The organism is Skermanella pratensis, assembly GCF_008843145.1.
GTDB lineage: Bacteria > Pseudomonadota > Alphaproteobacteria > Azospirillales > Azospirillaceae > Skermanella > Skermanella pratensis.
Genome location: NZ_CP030265.1, coordinates 3855584 through 3876672 on the forward strand (window position 1 = coordinate 3855584; position 21089 = coordinate 3876672).

Sequence of the window (21089 nt, forward strand, 5' to 3'; positions counted from 1 at the left end):
GTCCCGAAGCGGTTGGCTCTCATGAAACATCCACCCTCGCCACCGTCGGGCGGGCCTCCCTGCCGATGTACGATCTCCCGGAACTGCGGGACGCCCACATCGCCCTGTGGAGCGCCGTCGCCAGGCACATGGACGAGGCCGGCCTGGATGGGGTACCCGGCCTGCTGACCTTCGACGGCGCGCCGGCCGACCTCTGGCAGGCACCGGACCTGTTCCTCAGCCAGACCTGCGGGCTTCCGCTGGTGACCAGTCTGGGCGGCATGGTCAGGGTCGTGGCGACGCCGCGCTACCGGGCGCCGGGATGCAGCGGCAGCCGCCATCGCGGCTTCATCGTGGTGGGTGCCGACAGTCCGGTGCAGCGGCTGGTCGAGCTGCGCGGCAGCCGCTGCATCATCAACGGCTGGGACAGCAACACCGGCATGAACATGCTGCGCGCGGCCGTAGCCCCGCTGGCCCGGGACGGCCGCTTTTTCGGCTCGGTCTCGGTCAGCGGCAGCCATCTGGCGAGCCTGCACCGGGTTGCCGACGGCGGCGCCGACGTGGCCGCGGTGGATTGCGTCACCTTCGCCCACCTCAGCCGCCACCGGGCAAGTCTGGTGGAAGGCGTGCGCGTCCTCGCCGTCACGGCCGCCACGCCCTGCCTGCCCCTGGTCACCGCGGCCGGCACCGACGACGGGACCCTGGCGGCCCTGCGGGCGGCACTCCAGGCCGCCGCGACGTCGCCCGGACTGTCGGCGGCGCGCGCGGACCTGTTGCTCGACGGATTCGACCTCCTGCCCGACCGCGCCTACCGCGTCGTCACCGGCCTGGCGGCCCAGGCCGCAGCGGTGGGGTATCCGGAGCTGGCGTGAATCGTAAACCAGCGACGAAGGCACCTTTTCCGCCGGTCTGTTGAAGCCGAGCTTTCCTGGTGACAGGAAATCGATGGAGGCTGCGATGGCCGATGGCGGGCACTTGGGAGACCGTGAGCAGTTCTGGCGGGATCACGTGGCGGGCTGGAAGAGCAACGGCCTGTCGCTGCGGCTGTACAGCGAGCGTCATGGGCTGAAGGCAGGCACGTTGGGCTACTGGAACTCCCGGCTCAAAGCGCAGGCCGCCGATGCCCTGACTGCATATCTGGCGGTCCATGTCGCCGAACCGGCGGTGAGTGTTTCGGAGCCGTGGGATGACCGGATCGAACTGGTTCTGAAGGGGGGCAGCGTCCTTCGGGTTGGGCGTGGCTTCGACGCCGTGACCCTGGGCCGGCTGCTCGACGTCGTCGAGAGGCGTTCGTGATCGGGCTGCCGGATGGCGTGCGTGTCTATCTGGCGGCGGGTCGGACCGACCTGCGCCGTGGCATCGACGGCCTTGCCGCACAGATTCAGACAGTGCTGCTCCAGGATCCCTTCAGTGGCCATCTTTTCGTTTTCCGAGGGCGTTCGGCGCACACGATCAAGGTTCTAATGTACGACACCACCGGCTTTCTGCTGATGCAGAAACGCCTGACCGAGGGAAAGTTCATCTGGCCAAGCCCGGCGGATGGCATCGTGACGATCAGCCGGGCCCAGATGTCGCTGCTCGTTGACGGTCTGGACTGGCGATCAGCCAAGACAAAACCCATCGCGAAGCCCCTGCTTATCGTCTGAACAGAAGCCTGCATTACTTCTATGTTACTGCTTCTGCCGCTGTTTACCAGGAGGGCCGGCGCGGATACTTTCTTTACATGAAAGATGACCAGCGCGACAGCAATCCTGCGAACCCGAAGGATGATCCGCTCGAGCGGATCGCCGTGCTGGAACGTCGGGTTGCGGTGCTGACGCGCGAGAACGAACGACTGGAGACGTTCCTGGCGGTTCTGTGCCACAGGATCTTCGGCCGTTCCTCGGAGAAGATGAGCCCGGATCAGTTCAGCCTGCTCGACACGGCAGCACCTGCGCCAGCCGATCCCGGCGAGGCGGAACCCTCGGGCGAGGACACGACCGGACGGCACCGCCGCAGCCGCGGGGGTCGGCGTCCTCTGCCCGACAGTCTGCCGCGAGTGACCCGCGAGATCCTGCCCGCCAGCACGCAGTGCCCGTGCTGCAGCCGGGAGATGGCCCGGATCGGCCAGGACGAGAGCAAACAGCTCCACCTCGTGCCGGCCCATGCCGAGGTTCATGTCACGGTCCGGCCCAAGTTCGCCTGCAGGACCTGCGGTGAACTGGCCCAGGCTCCGGCTCCTGACGACCGGCCGATCGAGCGTGGCCTGCCCACCGCCGGCACCATCGCCCAGGTCGTCATCGCCAAGTACCTCAACCACATGCCGCTGCACCGGCAGGCGGCGCACTACGCCCGGTTCGGCGTGCTGCTCGCCACCACCACCCTGTACGGCTGGGTCGAGGCGGCCGCGCGCGATCTGGCGCCGATTGCCGACCGCTTGCTCGAGCTGCTGCTCCGGCGGACCAAGATCCATGCCGACGACACGCCGGTGACCGTTCTCAATCCGGGCCGTTCCGGCACTCACGACGGCCGCTTCTGGGTCTATGCCGACGACACCCGGCCGCGCGGCGGCATCGAACCGTCGATCGCGGTGTTCCGCTTCTCCGCCGGACGCGCTGGCAAGCATCCGGGCCAGCACCTGGCTGGCTTCAAGGGCACCCTGCAGGCCGATGCCTTCTCCGGCTTCGATCACCTGTACCGGGGTGGTGCCATGGTTGAGGCCGGCTGCCTTGGCCACGCCCGCCGCAAGCTGGTCGATCTGGTGCGCGCCAAGGGCTCGCCGGTTGCTGGCGAGGGCGTGAAGCAGATTGCCGCGCTGTACCGCATCGAGCGGCGGATCTACGGGCTGCCGCCCGCGGAACGCCTGGCGGTGCGCCAGAGCGAGGCGGTGCCGCTGCTCGACGCCCTGCGGACCTGGCTCACCGAGCGGCTGAGCCAGGTGGCGCCGCGCAGCGAACTGGCTAAGGCACTCGGCTACATGAACGCACAGTGGGATGCCTTGGCGCGCTACGCCGCCGATGGCACGCTGGAAATCGATAATCTGACGGCCGAGCGGGCGCTGCGTGGCATAGCCATCGGCAGGAAAAACTGGAACGTGATCGGCTCGGATGCTGCCGGCAAGGTCGCCGCCGTGATCTACAGCCTGGTGGAAACCTGCCGGTTGAACGGGATCAACCCGGAAGCCTACCTGACCGACGTCATCGGCCGGATCGGACGGACCAAGATCCAAGCGCTCGATACCTTGCTGCCGTTCAACTGGCGACCGCCCGACGCCAGCAGTTCCGCCGATCCAGGCCGCATGAACATCGCTCCTCACACTGCCGCCGCCGCCTGATCCGGCCGCGCCGAGGTCTCTCCCATCGGCAAATCCTCCCGCTGCCCACCATCGGGAATCTGCGCGCGTGACGGCGCTCGAGTAGGTGCCTTCGTCGCTGGTTTACCGTGAATCCTTGGAGTTACGGTTCGATCGCTTATGACGCTGACCCGTCCATCTCGGCGCCTGGTAGGTTCGGCCTCGCCGGAGGCGCGCGCCGGCCTATGGTTTGGGTCACTCGTTTCCCGAGAATGGAGGTAGGAGGCGCACGGACGCGTGCATCCCGCCCAAGCAAACGATCACCCGCCTCCCGCCCCCGTCATGGCGGAGCGTGCCGTCTGCCGCGCCTGCCGGACCATGTCCAGGCAGGTCCCGGTATCACCCCGCTCGGCGGCGGCGCGGCCTTCGCGCAGCATTGAGGCCATGTCGTCGCGCTGCTGCGGCGTGATGGTGGCGCCCGCGCGCGTTCCCGGCTGCTGGCCGGGGTTCTGGCCCAGGGGTATGGGCTCGATGCCGCGGTCGGGCTGCTCGGAACCGACGCCGCTGCCGATGCTGGACGGCGCCACCGTGCCGCCCGACCGCGCCAGATCCTTGGATATCGCCTCCCGGCTGGTCGCCGGGCTTTGGGCCCGGTCGGCGTTGGGCGTTCCTCCGCCTTGCGGACTGGCTCCGGCCTGGTCGCCCGCCGGCCCGCCGCCCTGCGCGAACGCGGCTTCCAGCCGCTGTATCTCGTCCAGGCAGCTGTCCTGCTGCGCAACCGCCGGAAATGCAGTGCAGGCCACGATCAGGCCGGCCATGGCAAGGATCGGGGCACGCATCGAACCACTCCTCCGCTCAACTCCGCGCATCAGGTCGCGTCCTTCCGCCGGGCCTTGGCCATCCTGCCGCTGCTGGCCGCGCCGGGCGACAGGGGAGCCTGCGGCGACCCGGTCGCTTCCATCCGTCCCGCAGCCACGGCAGACAGGTTCGGCTCGACGTCGAACTCCCGGCCCGTCGCGGCATCCTCGGCCGCCAGTTCCCGGCAGGCCTGCTCCCAATGCTCGTCGTTCCGGCCTTCGGGCTGTCCGGCATGTTCCCATATCTCATGGGCGCGCCGCCGGATGCGATCTTCCAGGTTCCCCGTCATCGCCAGTCCTCCGCAAGCGTTCAGCCGGCTTTGCCCACGCCCTTCATGACATCGGCCATGGTCTCGTACCGGCCGTCGGGCATCTTGCCGATCAGGTCGACCACGCTCTCGTCGGCGCCCTGCTGCTTCGCGTGCTTGACCAGATCCTCCTTCCCGGCGGGAAAATCGATCCCCTTCAGGTGATGGGTCACGTCGGTCGGGGAATGTCCGTCCAGGCCCTTGCTCATGCCGAAGTCTCCGGTTGAATGGATCGCTTAGATCCTGACAACAGGTTTCGCCCGGGATCGTCCCCAGAACCATTCGAACAAGGAGAACTGCGTCTTCCGTGCAGCAGGCTGTTTTGAACGCCCGCATCACTCTCGCAGCTTCAGTCATTCTTCAACTCGGCGATCAGTTCGGGAATACAACTATGGTGTCGCGTTTCACAGGGGCACGACCTCGGCCAGAACGGCTTCGGCCAACCGAGGACGCGAGGCCTCCCGCTCTACCAGGTCGACTGAAATCCCGAGAACATCACTGAGTTCGATTTGAAGTTCCGCATTGTACCGTAGCCTCCAGGCAATCAAGCCTGCTGCGAAGCCATGAAACAGCCCCAATAAGAAGAAGATATCGATCAGCCGAAGCAGCCTCCCCCGACATCCGTACGCCGACTCGGGCAGCGGCCGATGGGACGGCGGCGGCACGGATGCCGCCGCCATCCTGCTTTCAATGCGCCAGGATCTGGCTCAGGAACAGCTTGGTCCGCTCCGACTGCGGGTTGTTGAAGAATTCGATCGGCTCGTTCTGCTCGACGATCTCGCCGCGGTCCATGAAGATGACCCGGTTCGCCACGGTGCGGGCGAAGCCCATCTCGTGGGTCACGCAGAGCATCGTCATGCCCTCCTGGGCGAGGCTGATCATGACGTCCAGGACCTCCTTGATCATCTCGGGGTCGAGGGCGGAGGTCGGCTCGTCGAACAGCATCACCTTGGGGCTCATGCACAGCGAGCGGGCGATCGCCACGCGCTGCTGCTGGCCGCCGGAGAGCTGGCCGGGATACTTCCGGGCCTGGTCGGGGATACGTACCCGCTCCAGGTACTTCATCGCCATGGCCTCGGCTTGGTCCTTGGGCATCTTGCGGACCCAGATCGGCGCCAGGGTGCAGTTTTCCAGCACGGTCAGGTGGGGGAACAGGTTGAAGTGCTGGAACACCATGCCGACGTCGCGGCGCACCTGGTCGATGTTCTTCAGGTTGTTGGTCAGCTCGACCCCGTCCACCATGATGCTGCCGCGCTGGTGCTCCTCCAGCCGGTTGATGCAGCGGATCAGCGTGGACTTGCCGGAGCCGGACGGGCCGCAGATCACGATCCGCTCGCCGCGCGCCACGGTCAGGTTGATGCCCTTCAGCACGTGGAACTCGCCGTACCACTTGTGCACGTCGCTGAGCTGGACCGCGATATCGTTGCCAGCCTGCGTCGCCGCCGTTTGTCTCGCGTCGCTCATGTGTCGTCTCCCGGTGGAATGCGTTTATCGCTTGTGGCCGCGGTGCAGCTCCTGCTCCAGCCACTGGCTGTACTTCGACATGAAGAAGCAGAAGACGAAGTAGATCAGCGCCACGAACAGGTACGACTCCTTGTAGAAGCCGCGCCAGGCGGGGTCGGTCAGCGCCGCCTTCGACGCGCTCATCAGGTCGAACAGGCCGATGATGATCACCAGCGAGGTGTCCTTGAAGAAGCCGATGAAGGTGTTGACCAGCGGCGGGATGGTGATCGACAGCGCCTGCGGCAGGATGATCTTGCGGGTCTTCTGCCAATAGGTTAGGCCCAGGCTGTCCGCCGCCTCGTACTGGCCCTTCGGGATCGCCTGAAGGCCGCCGCGGATCACCTCCGCCAGATAGGCGGACGCGAACAGGATCAGGCCGATCTGGGCGCGCAGCAGCTTGTCGATGGTCACGCCGGTCGGCAGGAACAGCGGGAACATCACCGACGCCATGAACAGCACGGTGATCAGCGGCACGCCGCGGATCAGCTCGATATAGACCACGCAGATCGACTTGACGATCGGCAGGTCGGACCGCCGTCCCAGCGCCAGCAGGATCGACAGCGGGAAGGCCACGACCAGCCCCACCACCGACAGGATCAGCGTCAGCGGCAGGCCGCCCCAAAGGGTGTTGCGGACGAACGGCAGGCCCAGCACGCCGCCCCACATCAGCACGCCCACGACGACCGCGGCGCCCGCCCAGACGGCGGCGAGCCAGGGCCGCCAGAAGTTGCGGTTGCAGCTCAGCGCCAGCATCCCGATGATGATCAGGATCGCCGCGATCGGCCGCCACTGCTCCTCGTAGGGGTAAAGTCCGAACAGGATCAGCCGGTACTTCTCGTGGATGAAGGCCCAGCAGGCCCCGCCCGACGCCCGGCAGGTCTGGTTGGTCACCCCTTCGCCCGGCAGGACGCTGTTGAAGAACAGCCAGTTGAGCAGCGGCGGGATCACCAGGTATCCCAGCCACAGGATCAAGATCGTCAGGATCGAGTTGAACCAGCTGTTGAACAGGTTCGCCCTGACCCAGCCGAGCGGGCCGAGCGCCAGCGCCGGCGGCTTGACCACCTGCGAGCCGGCGGAGCCGGAGGACACGGTGTCGGGACCCTGGAGGGAGATATGGTCTGCCATGTCAGCGCTCCACCAGGGCGATGCGTGTGTTGTACCAGTTCATGAACAGCGAGATGCCGAGGCTGATGGTCAGGTACACCGCCATCATGATCGACACCGCCTCGATCGCCTGGCCCGTCTGGTTCAGGGTCGTGTTGGCGACGCTGACCAGGTCGGGATAGCCGATCGCGACCGCGAGCGAGCTGTTCTTGGTCAGGTTCAGGTACTGGCTGGTGGTCGGCGGCACGATGATCCGCAGGGCCTGGGGAAGCACCACCAGGCGAAGCACCTCGCCGCGGTGCAGGCCCAGGGCGGAGGCCGCCTCGGTCTGGCCCCAGTTGACCGCCCGGATGCCGCTGCGCACGATCTCGGCGATGAAGCTGGCGGTGTAGATCACCAGTCCCAGCAGCAGCGCCGCGAACTCGGGGCTGATGTTGATGCCGCCGCGGAAATTGAAGCCCTGGAGCTCCGGAACGTCGAGCGCGGTCGGAGCGCCGCCGGCGGCCCAAGTCAGCAGCGGCAGCGCCACCAGCACGCCGATCGAGGCGAGCACCACCGGGAACTGCTGCCCGGTCGCCTCCTGGCGCTTGCGCGCCCAGCGCGCCAGCAGCCAGACGCCGACGATCGCGGCCACCAATGCCAACCCCACCCAGGTCCAGATCGGGTCGTCGGCCAGCCCCGGAAACTTCATGCCGCGGTTGCTCAGGAACACGCCGGGAACCGGGTTCAGCGCCTGCCGCGGCCCGGGCAGGCTCTCGCTGATCACGGCGTACCAGAAGAACAGCTGCAGCAGGACGGGCACGTTGCGGATGACCTCGACATAGATCGAGGCCAGCTTCGCCACAAGGAAATTGCTCGACAGCCGGGCGATGCCGATGATCGTGCCCAGGATGGTGGCCAGGAAGATGCCCAGCACCGCCACCTTGATGGTGTTCAGGAACCCCACGAACAGTGCCTGGCTGTAGCTGCTGGCCGGCGAATAGGCGATCATCGACTCGCCGATGGCGAAACTGGCCTCACGGTCCAGGAAGGAGAAGCCCGTCGCGATGTTCTGCCGCGCCAGGTTCTCCAGCACGTTGGACACGAGGTACCAGCCGAGCAGCACGACGCCGCCCAGCACCAGGATCTGGAAGAAGATCGCCCGGACGTTCGGATCGTTGATCAGGGAGCGGCGCGGCGCCTGGGGAGCCAGGCTCCCGGGGCCTCTGGTCGATATTGCCAAGGATCTCTCCTTTCCCGGTTGAAACGGGAGCCTGGCCCGGACCCATGGCCTGTCGGCTGGCCTGAAGGAGAACGGGCCGGGAAGACGGGCGGAATTGAAGGCGAAGAGAGGGCCGCCGCCGCCGTCCGCGTTCTCGCGGCGGCGGCGGCACGCCGGATCAGCGGACCGGCATCGCGTACATCAGGCCGCCGTTGGTCCACAGAGCGTTCGGGCCGCGCTCCAGCTTCAGCGCCGTCTTGACGCCGACATTGCGCTCGAAGATCTCGCCGTAGTTGCCGACGGTCTTGATCACGTTGTAGGCCCACTTCTCGTCCAGGCCGAGCGCCTGGCCCACGCCGGGGGTGGAGCCCAGCAGCCGCTGGATGGTCGGGTCCTGGCTCTTCAGCATCTCGTCCACGTTGCCGGAGTTGACCCCCTTCTCCTCCGCCTCCAGGGTAGCGTAGACCGTCCACTTGACGATGTCGTAGAACTCGTCGTCGCCGTGGCGCACCGCCGGGCCGAGCGGCTCCTTCGAGATCAGCTCGGGCAGGATGATGTAGTCGTCGGGGTTGGGCGCCAGGGTCGAGCGGATCGACGCCATGCCCGAGGCGTCGGTGGTGTAGACGTCGCAGCGGCCGGAGAAGAACGCGGCGTTCACCTCGTCGAAGGACTCGATCACGACCGGCTGGAACTGCATGCCCTTCGCACGGAAATAGTCGGCCAGGTTCAGCTCGGTCGTGGTGCCGGGCTGCACGCAGACCGTGGCGCCGTTCAGCTCCGTGGCGCTCGACACGCCCAGCGCCTTCGGAACCATGAAGCCCTGGCCGTCATAGAAGGTGGTCGGCGCGAAGTTCAGGCCGAGCGAGGTGTCGCGGGTAAGTGTCCAGGTCGTGTTCCGCGACAGGATGTCGATCTCGCCGGATTGCAGGGCCGTGAAGCGCTGCTGCGCGGAGAGCGGCGTGAACCGGACGGCCTTGGCGTCGCCGAAGATGGCGGCCGCGACCGCGCGGCAGAAGTCCACGTCCAGCCCGGTCCAGTTGCCCTGGCTGTCCGGGTTGGAGAAACCGGGCAGGCCGGTGTTGACGCCGCACTGTACGAAACCCTTCTGCTTGACCGCGTTCAGCGTCGGTCCCGCAAATGCGGCGGTGCTTCCCAGAGCGATCGCCAGCGCTGTGCCCATCGCGGCAATGATTTTGGTTTTCATTGGACCTACCCTGTTATTTTTACAACTTGCATGAACTGGCCTTGGGAGCAGCCGGTACCGTCCGGCCACCCGATCAAGTTCTAGCAATGTTTGAGCCATTTGGAATAGCTTTTGATTGATGCTGCCCCTACAAAAGTGCATGACCCCGGTCGCGCCGCGGGACATGAGCCGGCTCGATCGATAGCGCTGCCGCCCTGCGCCGCGCGTCGGCGAACGGGGTTGGCCGGAGCCCGCGGGAATGACAGACTGCGCCTTCGTCCAGCGCCCCGTCGCCCGCCCTGCGGCGCGCCGGGGAGGAACCGCCCATCTTCTCAGCAGAAGCCATGAAAAACGCCAGTCCAGACACCATCCTGACCCATGCCGGCAACGACCCGCAGGCCAATTTCGGCATCGTGAACCCGCCGGTCTACCATGCCTCGACCGTGCTGTTCCCCACGGTGGCGGCGCTGGAGGAGGCCGGCCACTCGTTCGACGGCGTCCGCTACGGCCGCATCGGCACGCCGACATCCCAGGCGTTCGAGGCGACGGTGGCCCGGCTTGAGGGCGGCTTCAAGGCCGTGACCGCGCCGTCCGGGCTGGCGGCGATCTCTACGGCGCTGCTCGCCTTCGTATCGGCCGGCGACCACATCCTGGTCACCGACAGCGTCTATGGCCCGACCCGGCTGTTCTGCTCCGACATGCTCAAGCGGCTCGGCGTCGAGGCGGAGTTCTACGACCCCCTGGCCGGGGCCGGCATCGAGCGGCTGATCCGGCCGAACACCCGCGTGGTCTTCCTGGAATCGCCCGGCTCCCTGACCTTCGAGGTGCAGGACGTGCCGGCCATCGCCGACGCCGCCAGGAAGTCGGGGGCCGTCGTGATGATCGACAACACCTGGGCGACGCCGCTGTTCTTCAAGCCGTTCGACCATGGCGTCGACCTGTCGATCCACGCCGCGACCAAATACATGGTCGGCCACTCCGACGCGATGCTCGGCGTGATCACCGCCGGCACCGAGGAGGTCTGGAACCGCCTGAAGCGCAACGCGGTGCAGCTCGGCACCTGCGCCGGGCCGGACGACATCTATCTGGGCCTGCGCGGATTGCGCACCATGGGCGCCCGCCTCCGGCAGCACCAGGACACCGCCATCGCTCTCGCCCGCTGGCTCCAGGCCCGGCCCGAGGTCGTCCGGGTGCTCCACCCCGCCCTGCCGGACGATCCCGGCCACGCGCTCTGGCGGCGCGACTTCACCGGCGCCTGCGGCCTGTTCGCGATCGAGCTGAAGCCCTGCTCCGCGGCGGCGGTCGCCGCCTTCCTCGACGGCATGGAGCTGTTCGGGATGGGCTACAGCTGGGGCGGCTACGAGAGCCTGATCCTGCCGATCCACCCGGAGAAGCTGCGCACCGCCACCCGCTGGCGCTCCGACGGCCCCATGATCCGGCTGCACGCCGGCCTGGAAGACCCGAGCGACCTGATCGCCGACCTCGACCAAGGGTTCGCCCGTCTGGCGGCCGCGGCATGACCATGAACGCCGGCAGCCGCGAGGTGCTCGACCTCGTCAGCTTCGACGCCAACGGACTGGTCGCGGCCATCGCCCAGCAGCACGACACCGGGGAGGTGCTGATGCTGGCCTGGATGAACCGCGCCGCCCTGGAGGAGACGCTGGCGACCGGCCGCGTCTGCTACTTCTCCCGCTCGCGCGGCAAGCTGTGGCGCAAGGGCGAGACGTCCGGCCAGATCCAGCACCTGAAGGAGCTTCGGGTCGACTGCGACGGCGACGCCGTGCTCCTCCTGGTCGACCAGACCGGGGTCGCCTGCCACACCGGACGCCGGAGCTGCTTCTACCGGGCGGCCCGGCAGGGGGGTGTCGAGACCATCCTGGACGTGGAGACGGACCCGGAGAATCTCTACGGGTCGAAGGCCTAGACAACCCGAAGGAATGCGGAGGAATGCCGCAAGAGACGCGTTAAGACTTCCGAAAGCCTAATGCCGACCAAGTCGGCAGACTTTTTGCGAAAACCTTCGATAAGAATCCCGACCGTTGATCTAGATCAACGTGGCGCCCGCGGCCCTGGTATAGAAACACTCTTGTCTCTAACCCTCCCTGTAATCGCCTTTCAGCCAGGGGTTCTCCCAAGAACCTCTGGCTCTTTTCTTTCGCGCATGGGGAAAAGACCCCACGACGAGCAAGGTGATAGCTTGCCTTCTGCTATGGGAGCGGCAAAAAAAGAGGTGACAGCAAGCTGTCACCCGAGGCGAATGCGCGATGAGTAGAGGATGCGAGCGGACCTTTGCTGCCATGGGCTCTCAGTGCAGGTCAGGTCATGTTCCGGTCGCAGGCGTAAATTAACCATAACGTGCCGACCCTGACACTGCGCACCCGGAGCATCACAGGTTTGTCACACTACGCACGAATTAGCCATGTTCCACCTTGTCAGCGCTGCCGGAGATAACGAAGCAGGGCCGCGACCAGCGCCAGGGGAACGACCACGACCGCGCCGACCAGGACATAGGGAAGCGCCCATTCCGCGACTCTCGCGAACAGGCCGAAGACATCCAGGACGGTGTCCCAGGTGTCGTGGAGAATGCCCATCGGTTCGATATCGAGAAACGACAAGGCCAGCCCGACGACCAGGGAAAGCACGATGATTCTGACGATCCAACTCATCGGGGTGGAATAGCTCCGTCGATTAGCGTGATTGGGATCCGCCGACAGGCCGATCGCGCGAGGCATACGCGAGAAAACGTCGTCGGTGGGTGGAATAATGGAGTGGCTGCTGCTGTTAAAAAGGGGTATCGGGCGGGACTTGTTCCGCCCGGCGACAAGACGACGCAGCGGGGGAACGGATGGTGGTGGAGCATGAACACTGGGCGGTGGCCAACCTCCTGATCGGCCGGTATGGTCGTCTCGCGGCCCGCCAGGCTGAAGCGCGGATCGAGGATGCCGACGCCTGCGGCGATCGGGAAGGACGGGAGATCTGGCGCAGCGTCCTGGGTGCGCTGGATAGCCAGGCTCATTGCCTCGGACAGTTCCGGTAGCCCTTGGGACCACGGAACGGGGGGACAAGGGGGCGGAAGTCACCGGAAGCAATCATCGTGCTCGATATATAAAATTATAATATCATTCTTCCCGATTGATCCGTACATTCAACGTAATTGCCTGCATCAAGCCATTTATCGGCCAAGCATGCAACCGCCAGGATATGAATACAGACTGTTCCTTGAACCGCTTCCGTGCCGCCCTGCCGCCTCAGCCGTTTGGCATAATACGAAGTGCATATTCCAATCCACTGCATTCCAACTTTCCGGCACCGCCTGCGACGCGGATTTTTCATCCCCAGAATCTGGGGATAACTCTGTGGATCGAGACGCCCCACCCTAGCCGGATCCTGCCACTTGAACCAGATGCCTAATTTTTAGGCACTCCTTTGATTTCGGGGTGTCAAGCAAAAGATTCAGGTTTCACTTGGAACCGCCTCAATGAAGAATCAGTATTCATGTGCCGTCCTTACAACACCCTGAGAACATCTCCGTCCTGCGAAGAATACAGTTGACAGCCGGCGCTACACCCGGCGCGCGCGCCTGTGGACGGTTGGCGCCGCACCCTCCGGCCGTTACCGGCGCCGCGGCCCGAAGCGCTTGCGCGGCGCCCCGCGAAAGCCCGGCCCGGGCTTCCCGCCCTTCCCCGCCGATCCGGCGGACTGCTTCGGCTCCCGCTCGCGGCGTGCGCGGGAGGCGAGCAGATCCCCCAGCCGGCTGCCGATCAGCGCCCGTCGCTCGCGCACCCCGTCGCGGTCGGGGAACAGGGTCCGGAACCGCCGAGCCGCCCAGTAATAGAGGTCGCAGGCGCGCGACAGGTCCTCCAGCGCCTGGTCGCCCAGCCCGTCGATCCGGCTCGGCACCACATGTCCGATGGGCATCGGCTCCACGGTCTCGACGGCCTGGAGGATCGCCCGGAACAGCCGCATCTCGGCCTCCTTCTCCAGGTCGGCCGGGACGAACAGCAGGCTCAGCTTGTCCGGAAAGGCCAGCGACCGCTCGTCGAGCAGCAGCGCCAGGCGGCGGAGAGCCCCCAGGTCGCCGATGCGGTAGAGCGATCCCGCCGTCCTGGCGGCCGAGAACCAGTCGATCAGCAGCGTCATCGCCGTCGTGCCGCTGTACTCCGCCAGCCGGGCCAGCATGGAGCGGGTCGGCCGGATCGCGAGCGAGGCCTGCGGCCCCAGCCTGGCGTCGGGCCGCTCCATCAGCGTCTTCAGGGCCTGCGGCGTGTTGCGGGTGACCACGCCGAACTCGCCTGCCTCGAACTGGCCGAAGCGCCCCGCCCGCCCGGCGATCTGGCGGATCTCCGCCGGCGCCAGCGGCCGGACCGCGGTGCCGTCGAACTTCTCCAGGGCGGTGAACAGGACCCGGCGCACCGGCAGGTTCAGCCCCATGCCGATGGCGTCGGTCGCGACGACCACGTCGGCCAGCCCGGACAGGAAGCGTTCCGCTTCCAGCCGGCGAACGTCCGGCGCCAGGGCTCCGTAGAGGACGGCGGCCGTCAGTCCCTGGGCATGGACCGCGTCGCGGATCAGGTGGACGTCCCGCCTGGAGAAGGCGATCAGCGCGTCGCCGGCCTCGACGTCGGTCCATTCCAGCCGGCGCGGGATCATCGAGAGCGGCGCCTTCCGCTCCAGTTCGACGATCTCCAGCGGCTCGCCCAGGTGGGCCGCCACCCGCTCGACCAGCTGCCGGGCCTCGGGCGCCCCCAGCAGGTAGACGGTATCCGCGGGGACTCCCATCAGTGCCGCGGTCCAGGCCCAGCCGCGGTCGGCATCGGCCAGCATCTGGATCTCGTCGATCACCGCCACGTCGACCGGCCGTTCCGGGTCCATCATCTCGATGGTCGAGGCCATGTGCCGGGCGTCCGGCGTCCGGATCTCCTCCTCGCCGGTCAGCAGCGTCGTCGGGGTGCCGTCGCGGTTCAACCGATCCATGACCTCCAGGGCCAGCAGCCGCAGCGGCGCCAGGTATACCCCGGAAGAAGCGCCCCGCAGGGCTTCCAGCGCGCGGTGGGTCTTGCCCGAGTTGGTCGGCCCGATCACCAGGACGAGGCGCCGCCCCATGCCGCGCGCCACCGGGAAGAGAAGCTCGTAGCGCGAGAAATCGAAATGCCGGTCGATGAAGGCCCGGCCGCGCGCCTCCGCTCTGTCGCGCCGCCATGCGTCGAACTCCCGGTCCCAGCGGCGCAGGATCTCGTCGGCGTCCTGGTGGTTGCGGCTCCCCCGGCCGAGCCGGTCGCACAGCGAACCGAACGTCCAGCCGTCGTCGGCGGCGCCCGCCTCCTCCGCATAGCGCCAGAGCCGTTCGGCCAGCCGAGCCGCGTCGGCGTGCAGCCGCTCGGCCAGGACGCCGTCGGCGACCAGGCGGTCGCGCAATCCGGCATGGTCCGGCCCGGCATCGTGCAGTCCGGCGAACTCGTCCACGTCGATCTGGCGGGAAACGGCGAAACGGATGGGCTCCGCCATGCCGGTCCAGGGCAGCGCGTCGGTCATGGCCAGCCGGACCCTGTCGCGCCCGTCGCCGGGATGGAGCGAGACGTGCCCGGCCGGGTCGAGAACGCGGCGGGACGCGGCGAGCAGTTCGTTCCGCCGCCTCGCCCGGTCCAGATGCCCCTGGATCTCGCGCACCACCGCGTCGCGCCGCTCGGCCGGCACGAGCAGGTCGCGCTTGCCCCTGGGCAGCGGCAGGCCCAGCGCGGCCAGCCCGGATGCCGGGGCCATCTCCATCCTCGCTATCCCGGCGTCGGCAAGGGTCAGGCAGTCCGGATGCAGGCGGGCGATCTCGTGGATCAGGTGCGGGTCGGCGTCCTCGGGGAAGTCCCGGACGTCCATTTCTTCAGCCATCGTTTTCAGCCACTGCCTTCGGCCTCTTCAGGGGATTCCTTCGGATCGGAAGACCCGAAGATGCGCACCGGGGATCGGCAGGGTCAACCCGCAGCGTTGCGACCGGCGGATGTCGGGCGCGCCTCGATGACCCGGAACATGAACGAAGCCGCATCTCCGATCCTCATTGTTACCAACCTTTAATAATAGTGACTCTCTCGTTGGTAAAATCTCCTTCGCCCAAGCACACATCCAGGATCTTTGGCAGAGACGCCTATGAATATCAGCCAAGCGCTATTTCCTTTCCCGGACAAGCAGACTTGTTATTCATTCCAGGAACGAATGAAATCCCAGTAAGCCTAGGCGTCTTACGGTACGGTGATTATGACCAAAGACATGTCGAAATTGCCCCGCATCGCGCGCACTATTCCCACGCATTTGGGAGTAATACGTTCGACCCCGGGTCGGACCGGAGTTAGGGGATGGGATATGGATGCCGGCAGCGATCGCGATGAAGTCCAGCGCCTGAGCTTTTTGCGGATTGACCAGAAAACCCGCGACACGTTGAAGGAGTTCGCCTCCGAGTTGGAGGAACTTCTACCGCCGGCTCTGGACCAGTTCTATCGGCACGTTCGGGACTATCCCGAACTGAAGGCGATGTTTTCCAGCGAAAGCCGGATCGAACACGCCCGGTCGGCACAGCTCAAGCATTGGCTCAATCTGTTCTCCGGCAGGTTCGACGGCGAGTATTTCGCCTCGGTCAGGCGGATCGGCCTGACCCATAGCCGGATCGGGCTGGAGCCCCGCTGGTACATCGGCGGCTACGCCTTCACCGTCAACCACCTCTACGATTCCGCCACCCGCAAGTTCAGCAACCGCTGGCGGCCGGAAGTGGCCCGGGCGAAGCTGTCCGACCTGCTCGGCGCGCTGAACAAGGCGGTGATGCTCGACATGGACCTCGCCATATCCATCTACATCGAGGAGAACAAGACGGTTTACGACCGGCAGCTGGATCAGCTCGCCGAGAGCTTCCGGAACACCGTCGTCGGCATCGTCGAGGCCGTCGGCGGACAGGCCGGCGATCTGGACGTCACCGCCGAGGCGATGTCCGCAGCGGCCGAGGAAACCAGCCGCCAGGCGGTCGCCGTGGCCGCCGCCGCCGAGCAGGCGAGCCAGAACGTCGAGACCGTCGCCGCCGCCGCGGAGGAACTGTCCAAGTCGATCCAGGAGATCACCCGGCAGGTTACCCGCTCGTCCGACACCTCGCGCCGGGCGGTCGCCGACGGCGAACGGACCGATGGGCTCCTGCACACCCTGTCCACCGCCGCCGAAAGCATCGGCGCCGTCGTCAGCCTGATCAACGACATCGCCAACCAGACCAATCTGCTGGCGCTCAACGCCACGATCGAGGCCGCCCGCGCCGGCGAGGCCGGCAAAGGCTTCGCCGTGGTCGCCAACGAGGTCAAGCAGCTCGCCACCCAGACGGCCCGTGCCACCGGCGACATCAAGGGTCAGGTGGGCGAGATCCAGGAGGCGACCCAAGGCGCGGTGGCCGCCATCCGCAACATACTGGGCACCGTCATGGACATGGACCAGATCTGCTCGCTGATCGCCGCCGCGGTGGAGGAGCAGGCCGCGGCGACCCAGGAGATCGCCCGCAACGTCGAGCAGGCGGCGGTCGGCACCCAGGAGGTGGCGATCAACATCGCGGGCGTCACCTCGTCCTCGTCGGAGACCACCAGGTCCGTCTCGACGGTGCGCAGCACCGCCGGCCAGCTCAGCGGCCAGTCGGCGGCGCTTCAGCGGGAAGTCGGCAACTTCCTGCGCTCGATCAAGGCAGCGTAGCGGATCATCCCTCCGCGGGATAAACGCGCAGGATCTCGCCGGCCGAGTGGTCGGTCAGAAGGTACAGCGCGCCGTCGGGCCCCTGCTCGACGGCCCGTATCCTTTGGTTCAGGTCCTTGAACAGTCGCTCCTCGTGGGTCACGCGGTTGCCGTCCAGTTCCAGCCGGGCCACGTCCTTGGTCGCCAGCCCGCCGTTGAAGACGCTGCCCTGCCAGGCCGGGAACGCCGACCCCGTGTAGAAGGCCATGCCGGACGACCCGATCACCGGGGTCCAGTGATGCACCGGCTCCTCCATGCCTTCGGCCTGCTGCTTGCCGGTTCCGACCGGGCTGCCGTCGTATTCGACGCCGTACGACACTACCGGCCAGCCGTAGTTCTTGCCCGCCTCCGGGATGTTGATCTCGTCGCCGCCCTTGGGTCCGTGCTCGTTGACCCAGAGCACCCCGGTTTCCGGATGCAGCGCGGCGCCCTGGATGTTGCGGTGGCCGTAAGACCAGATCTCCGGCAGGGCGCCCTCCCGGTTGACGAACGGGTTGTCCTCGGGAACCGAACCGTCGGGCGGATCCGGATGACCTTGCCCAGATGGGAGTCGAGGTCCTGCGCCTGGGTACGGAACTGCTCCTCCGACCGCTCGCCAAGCCCGATGAACAGGTATCCCTGCCCGTCGAACACCAGGCGCGAGCCGAAATGCTTGGTGCTGGGCAGCTTCGGCTTCTGCGAGAAGACGACCTGCACCTCCGACAGGCTGCCGGCGTCCGGGCTCAGCACGCCGCGCGCAACGGCGGTCGAGTTGCCGCCATCCCCCGGCTCCGAGAAGCTGAAATAGACCAGCCGGTTCTGCGCGAACTGCGGGTCGAGCGCCACGTCGAGCAGGCCGCCCTGTCCGCGGCTGTCGACCTGCGGGATGCCGCGGATCGGGTCCGACACGGTGCCGTCTGCCGAGACATGCCTCAGGTTCCCGCGCTTCTCGGTCACCAGCATGCCGCCGTCGGGCAGGAAGGCCAGGCCCCACGGGTTGGCCAGGCCGTCGGCGAAGGTCGTCACTTGCACCCGGCCTTTTTCGGTCTCGAAGGTTTGGTCGACGGCCAGCGCCGGATTCAGTCCGGCAAGCGCCGTGGTGGCCAAGAAGGCGGCCGCGATGGCGGGGGCGACGTTGCGCATGGGAGTCTCTCCTCGTCTCGTCGATTCGGAGACCTAGATAAGGGCGAAGACGGGTTGAACAACTGCGGCATCCTAACAACTTTTACATTTATGTTCCACTATGTGAAGTGATCGCAATCTATTTGACATACCCCCGTATCGCTTCCTACCATGATCACCGGCCAACGCGGGAGCGGACCTCCACGATGAAGGGCGACCACGCAGCTGTCCTGGAACAGCTCCAAACACCGGACCGGACACCGGAAAAACACCAGGGTACCGGCACCCAGACGCTTCTGAGGGGGCTTGCCCTGCTGGAATGCGTCGCGGAGGGCATCGGAGACGTGAAAGGGATCGCGGCACGGCTCGGCACGCCGCGCAGCACCACGCACCGGATGCTCAACAGCCTCGTCGCCGAACGTTACCTGCATCATGTGCCGTACAAGGGCTATTTGCTCGGGCCGAAGCTGATCCAGCTCGGCATGCGAGCGCTGGAGCATCGGCCTCTCGTGGCGATGGCACGCCCCCATATCGAGGCGCTCGCGCGGCTGACCGGCGACACGGTCCATCTCGGCGTGCTGGAGGACGAAGAAGTCTTCTACCTGGACAAGGTTCCCGGCACCCGAGGGCTGGAGATGCGGTCGCGCGTCGGCCTCGCCATGCCGGTGGCCTCCACCGGCCTGGGCAAGAGCCTGATGCTGGGGTTGCCGCCTGACCGCTGGCCCGCGCTGTACGAGCGCGCCCGCGCGTTCGCCGCCAAGGTTCCCGACCGCCCGCCGCTCGCCCCGTGGCCGGATTTCCAGCGCCGGCTCGCGGACTACGCCGGGCAGGGCTGGTCGTTGGACCTGGAGGAGAACGAGGTCGGCATCCGGTGCGTCGGAGCGCCGGTGCGCGACGTGCGCAACCAGGTGGCCGCGGCGGTCAGCGTGGCGAGCGCCGTCCCCTTCATGCCCGAGGACCGGATGCGGGAGCTCGGACCGGCGGTGCGCGACTGCGCGGACACGATTTCGAAGGAGTTGGGATGGAAACCCCAGTGACCGCGGATCAGGCATCCCCCGCGCTGATCGCGCTGGACTGGGGCACCTCCAGCCTGCGCGGGTACCTGATGGACGCGGGCGGCAGGGTGCTGGACCGGCGCGCCACCGCCCATGGCATCCAGAACCTGCCGGTGCCCGGCATACCCGGTTTCGAACAGGCTCTCGCCGGCCTTTGCGGCGCATGGCTGGAGACCCACGGCACGCTTCCTACGGTGGCCGGCGGCATGGTCGGCAGCGCCCAGGGCTGGGCGGAAGCGCCCTATGTCCCCTGCCCCGCCGACACCGGCAGCCTGGCCGGCAAGGCCGTCGCCGTGGACAGCGCGTCGGGCGTGCGGGTGCTGATCGCGCCGGGTGTCATCTTCGATCCGCCCGACGCCGACCCCGACGTGATGCGCGGCGAGGAGATCCAGATTTCCGGCGCGCTCGCCGACCACCCCCACTTTGCCGGCCGGGCCTGCGTCGCGCTGCCGGGCACCCATTCCAAATGGGTTCAGGTGACCGACGGCAGGATCGCGCGGTTCGCGACCTACATGACCGGCGAGTTGTTCGCCGTGCTGTCGCGCCACTCGATCCTCGGCCGGCTGATGCCGGACGACCCCGCGACCGTCTCCGCCGACCAGTCCGCCGACGCCGCCTTCGCGGCCGGCGTGCGCACCGCCCGCGACGGCTTGCCCGGCGACCTGGCGCACCAGATCTTCGCCGCCCGCACGCTCGGCCTCACCCGCCGGCTACCACCCGGAGTGCTGAAGGACTACCTGTCGGGCCTGCTGATCGGCAACGAACTGGTCTCCGGCCTCGCCCGCATGCGCGACACGCTGGCCGGCGACACGCCTCTGCTTCTGATCGGCGAGGCCGGCCTGTGCCGGCGCTATGTCCGTGCCCTCGACCTGCTGGACACCGTCCCGGCCGCCCTGCTCGACAACACCGCCCCCCGCGGGCTCTTCCAGTTCGCCGTCGAGGCCGGACTGGTGACCTCTCCCGTTTCCTCCGACCGGAGCGACATCCCATGACCACCCCGGCCATGCCCTCTTCAGACCTCCAGACGCGCCTGAACGGCGCCTTCGCCGCCCTGCCGCTGGTCGCCATCCTTCGCGGCCTGACCCCCCGGGAGGCGGAACCCGCGGCGCAATCATTGTACGACCGCGGTTTCCGGCTGATCGAGGTGCCGCTGAACTCTCCGGAGCCGTTCGACAGCATCGGCGCGATCCGCAGGCTGCTGCCCCCGGATGCGATCGTCGGCGCCGGCACCGTGATGTCCGCCGACCAGGTGAAGACGCTCGCCGGCCTCGGCGCCGACATCGTCGTCATGCCCCACGGCGACACCGACCTGATCCGCGCCGCCAAGTCCGCCGGCCTCGCCTGCCTGCCGGGCGTGACCACCCCGACCGAGGCCTTCGCCGCCCTGAAAGCCGGCGCCGACGCGCTCAAGCTGTTCCCGGCCGAACTGATCAGCCCCCGCATCGTCAAGGCCATGCGCGCCGTGATGCCCCCCGGCGTCCGTCTTCTACCGGTCGGCGGCATAGCCCCCGAAACCATGCGCGACTACCGCGGCGCCGGCGTAGCAGGCTTCGGCCTCGGCTCCGCCCTCTACACCCCCGGCATGGCCGTCCCCGATCTCGCCCAGCGGGCGGAACGCTTCGTCGCCGCGTGGCGGGAGATCGCATAGAGAGGTTTCCGTCCAGGTTGACCGGACCGGGACAGGCGGACCGATGCGTTGGGCCATGGGCCCAACCTTGTCTTTTGGTGACGTTGTATAGAGGTTTTGTCGGGGGGAACCGGGTGCCCCGTCAGGAGCACCC

Annotated in this window: 20 protein-coding genes and 1 pseudogene; 11 read left to right on the forward strand and 10 right to left on the reverse strand. The window is 67.1% G+C overall.

What is annotated here, in order from left to right:
• Positions 1-65: 65 nt before the first annotated feature.
• The 4 genes from DPR14_RS17675 (at position 66) to tnpC (ending at position 3292) form a co-directional block, all read left to right on the forward strand.
• Entirely contained in the window at positions 66-851 is a 786-nt protein-coding gene (locus DPR14_RS17675; protein ID WP_192499003.1) for a phosphate/phosphite/phosphonate ABC transporter substrate-binding protein, read from the forward strand.
• Positions 852-936: 85 nt separating this feature from the next.
• Positions 937-1275, forward strand: coding sequence for an IS66 family insertion sequence element accessory protein TnpA (gene tnpA, locus DPR14_RS17680; RefSeq protein WP_192499004.1), 339 nt, complete (start codon positions 937-939; stop codon positions 1273-1275).
• Complete coding sequence (gene tnpB, locus DPR14_RS17685) at positions 1272-1625, forward strand: IS66 family insertion sequence element accessory protein TnpB (protein ID WP_158046331.1); 354 nt, start codon at positions 1272-1274, stop codon at positions 1623-1625. Before tnpA ends, tnpB begins: the two co-directional genes overlap by 4 nt.
• Positions 1626-1702: 77 nt before the next feature.
• Positions 1703-3292, forward strand: a complete 1590-nt coding sequence (gene tnpC / locus DPR14_RS17690; protein WP_158046332.1) for an IS66 family transposase — start codon at positions 1703-1705, stop codon at positions 3290-3292.
• Between the two features lie 278 nt (positions 3293-3570).
• Here the strand turns inward: tnpC and DPR14_RS17695 are convergent, their stop codons facing one another.
• From DPR14_RS17695 to DPR14_RS17730, 7 genes are all read right to left on the reverse strand, one after another.
• Positions 3571-4089: a hypothetical protein gene (locus tag DPR14_RS17695; RefSeq protein WP_158046333.1), complete on the reverse strand. Its 519-nt coding sequence runs from the start codon at positions 4087-4089 to the stop codon at positions 3571-3573.
• Between the two features lie 29 nt (positions 4090-4118).
• Positions 4119-4397 (reverse strand): DUF2934 domain-containing protein, encoded by a 279-nt coding sequence (locus DPR14_RS17700; RefSeq protein ID WP_158046334.1) that lies wholly within the window; start codon positions 4395-4397, stop codon positions 4119-4121.
• Positions 4398-4417: 20 nt separating this feature from the next.
• Complete coding sequence (locus DPR14_RS17705; protein WP_192499005.1) at positions 4418-4624, reverse strand: DUF2795 domain-containing protein; 207 nt, start codon at positions 4622-4624, stop codon at positions 4418-4420.
• 478 nt (positions 4625-5102) lie between these two features.
• Positions 5103-5879, reverse strand: a complete 777-nt coding sequence (locus tag DPR14_RS17715; RefSeq protein ID WP_158046336.1) for an amino acid ABC transporter ATP-binding protein — start codon at positions 5877-5879, stop codon at positions 5103-5105.
• Positions 5880-5903: 24 nt separating this feature from the next.
• The gene (locus DPR14_RS17720) at positions 5904-7043 is read right to left on the reverse strand and encodes an amino acid ABC transporter permease (protein WP_158046337.1); all 1140 of its coding nucleotides are present in this window, start codon (positions 7041-7043) and stop codon (positions 5904-5906) included.
• Position 7044: 1 nt separating this feature from the next.
• Entirely contained in the window at positions 7045-8244 is a 1200-nt protein-coding gene (locus DPR14_RS17725; RefSeq protein WP_192499006.1) for an amino acid ABC transporter permease, read from the reverse strand.
• Between the two features lie 157 nt (positions 8245-8401).
• Entirely contained in the window at positions 8402-9427 is a 1026-nt protein-coding gene (locus tag DPR14_RS17730) for an amino acid ABC transporter substrate-binding protein (protein ID WP_158046338.1), read from the reverse strand.
• 323 nt (positions 9428-9750) lie between these two features.
• Here DPR14_RS17730 and metC point away from each other — a divergent pair, with 323 nt between their 5' ends.
• On the forward strand, positions 9751-10926 hold the full coding sequence (gene metC, locus DPR14_RS17735) for a cystathionine beta-lyase (protein WP_158046339.1): 1176 nt from the start codon (positions 9751-9753) through the stop codon (positions 10924-10926).
• 2 nt (positions 10927-10928) lie between these two features.
• Complete coding sequence (hisI, locus tag DPR14_RS17740) at positions 10929-11330, forward strand: phosphoribosyl-AMP cyclohydrolase (protein ID WP_425501044.1); 402 nt, start codon at positions 10929-10931, stop codon at positions 11328-11330.
• A 508-nt stretch (positions 11331-11838) separates the two neighbouring features.
• On the opposite strand, the gene DPR14_RS17745 is transcribed toward hisI, so the two are convergent.
• Positions 11839-12072: a hypothetical protein gene (locus tag DPR14_RS17745; protein ID WP_158046341.1), complete on the reverse strand. Its 234-nt coding sequence runs from the start codon at positions 12070-12072 to the stop codon at positions 11839-11841.
• Positions 12073-12251: 179 nt separating this feature from the next.
• On the opposite strand from DPR14_RS17745, the gene DPR14_RS17750 reads away from it, so the two are divergent.
• Positions 12252-12443, forward strand: a complete 192-nt coding sequence (locus DPR14_RS17750; protein WP_158046342.1) for a hypothetical protein — start codon at positions 12252-12254, stop codon at positions 12441-12443.
• Between the two features lie 575 nt (positions 12444-13018).
• Here the strand turns inward: DPR14_RS17750 and DPR14_RS17755 are convergent.
• Positions 13019-15289 carry a helicase-related protein gene (locus DPR14_RS17755; protein ID WP_246148284.1) on the reverse strand — a complete coding sequence of 757 codons (2271 nt, stop codon included), beginning with the start codon at positions 15287-15289 and terminating at the stop codon, positions 13019-13021.
• A 468-nt stretch (positions 15290-15757) separates the two neighbouring features.
• Between DPR14_RS17755 and DPR14_RS17760 the strand changes: the two genes are divergently transcribed.
• A complete protein-coding gene (locus DPR14_RS17760; protein WP_158046343.1) occupies positions 15758-17113 on the forward strand; it encodes a globin-coupled sensor protein in 1356 nt (451 codons plus the stop codon).
• 4 nt (positions 17114-17117) lie between these two features.
• Here the strand turns inward: DPR14_RS17760 and DPR14_RS29140 are convergent.
• Positions 17118-18274 (reverse strand): annotated as a pseudogene (locus DPR14_RS29140) (PQQ-dependent sugar dehydrogenase).
• A gap of 185 nt (positions 18275-18459) precedes the next feature.
• Between DPR14_RS29140 and DPR14_RS17770 the strand changes: the two are divergent.
• From DPR14_RS17770 to DPR14_RS17780, 3 genes are read left to right on the forward strand one after another with little or no spacing between them, the layout of a single operon-like run.
• The gene (locus DPR14_RS17770) at positions 18460-19290 is read left to right on the forward strand and encodes an IclR family transcriptional regulator (RefSeq protein ID WP_158046344.1); all 831 of its coding nucleotides are present in this window, start codon (positions 18460-18462) and stop codon (positions 19288-19290) included.
• A complete protein-coding gene (locus DPR14_RS17775; protein ID WP_158046345.1) occupies positions 19275-20300 on the forward strand; it encodes a 2-dehydro-3-deoxygalactonokinase in 1026 nt (341 codons plus the stop codon). The genes DPR14_RS17770 and DPR14_RS17775 overlap by 16 nt, the downstream gene beginning before the upstream one ends.
• The gene (locus tag DPR14_RS17780; RefSeq protein ID WP_246148287.1) at positions 20297-20956 is read left to right on the forward strand and encodes a 2-dehydro-3-deoxy-6-phosphogalactonate aldolase; all 660 of its coding nucleotides are present in this window, start codon (positions 20297-20299) and stop codon (positions 20954-20956) included. Before DPR14_RS17775 ends, DPR14_RS17780 begins: the two co-directional genes overlap by 4 nt.
• Positions 20957-21089: the final 133 nt, after the last annotated feature.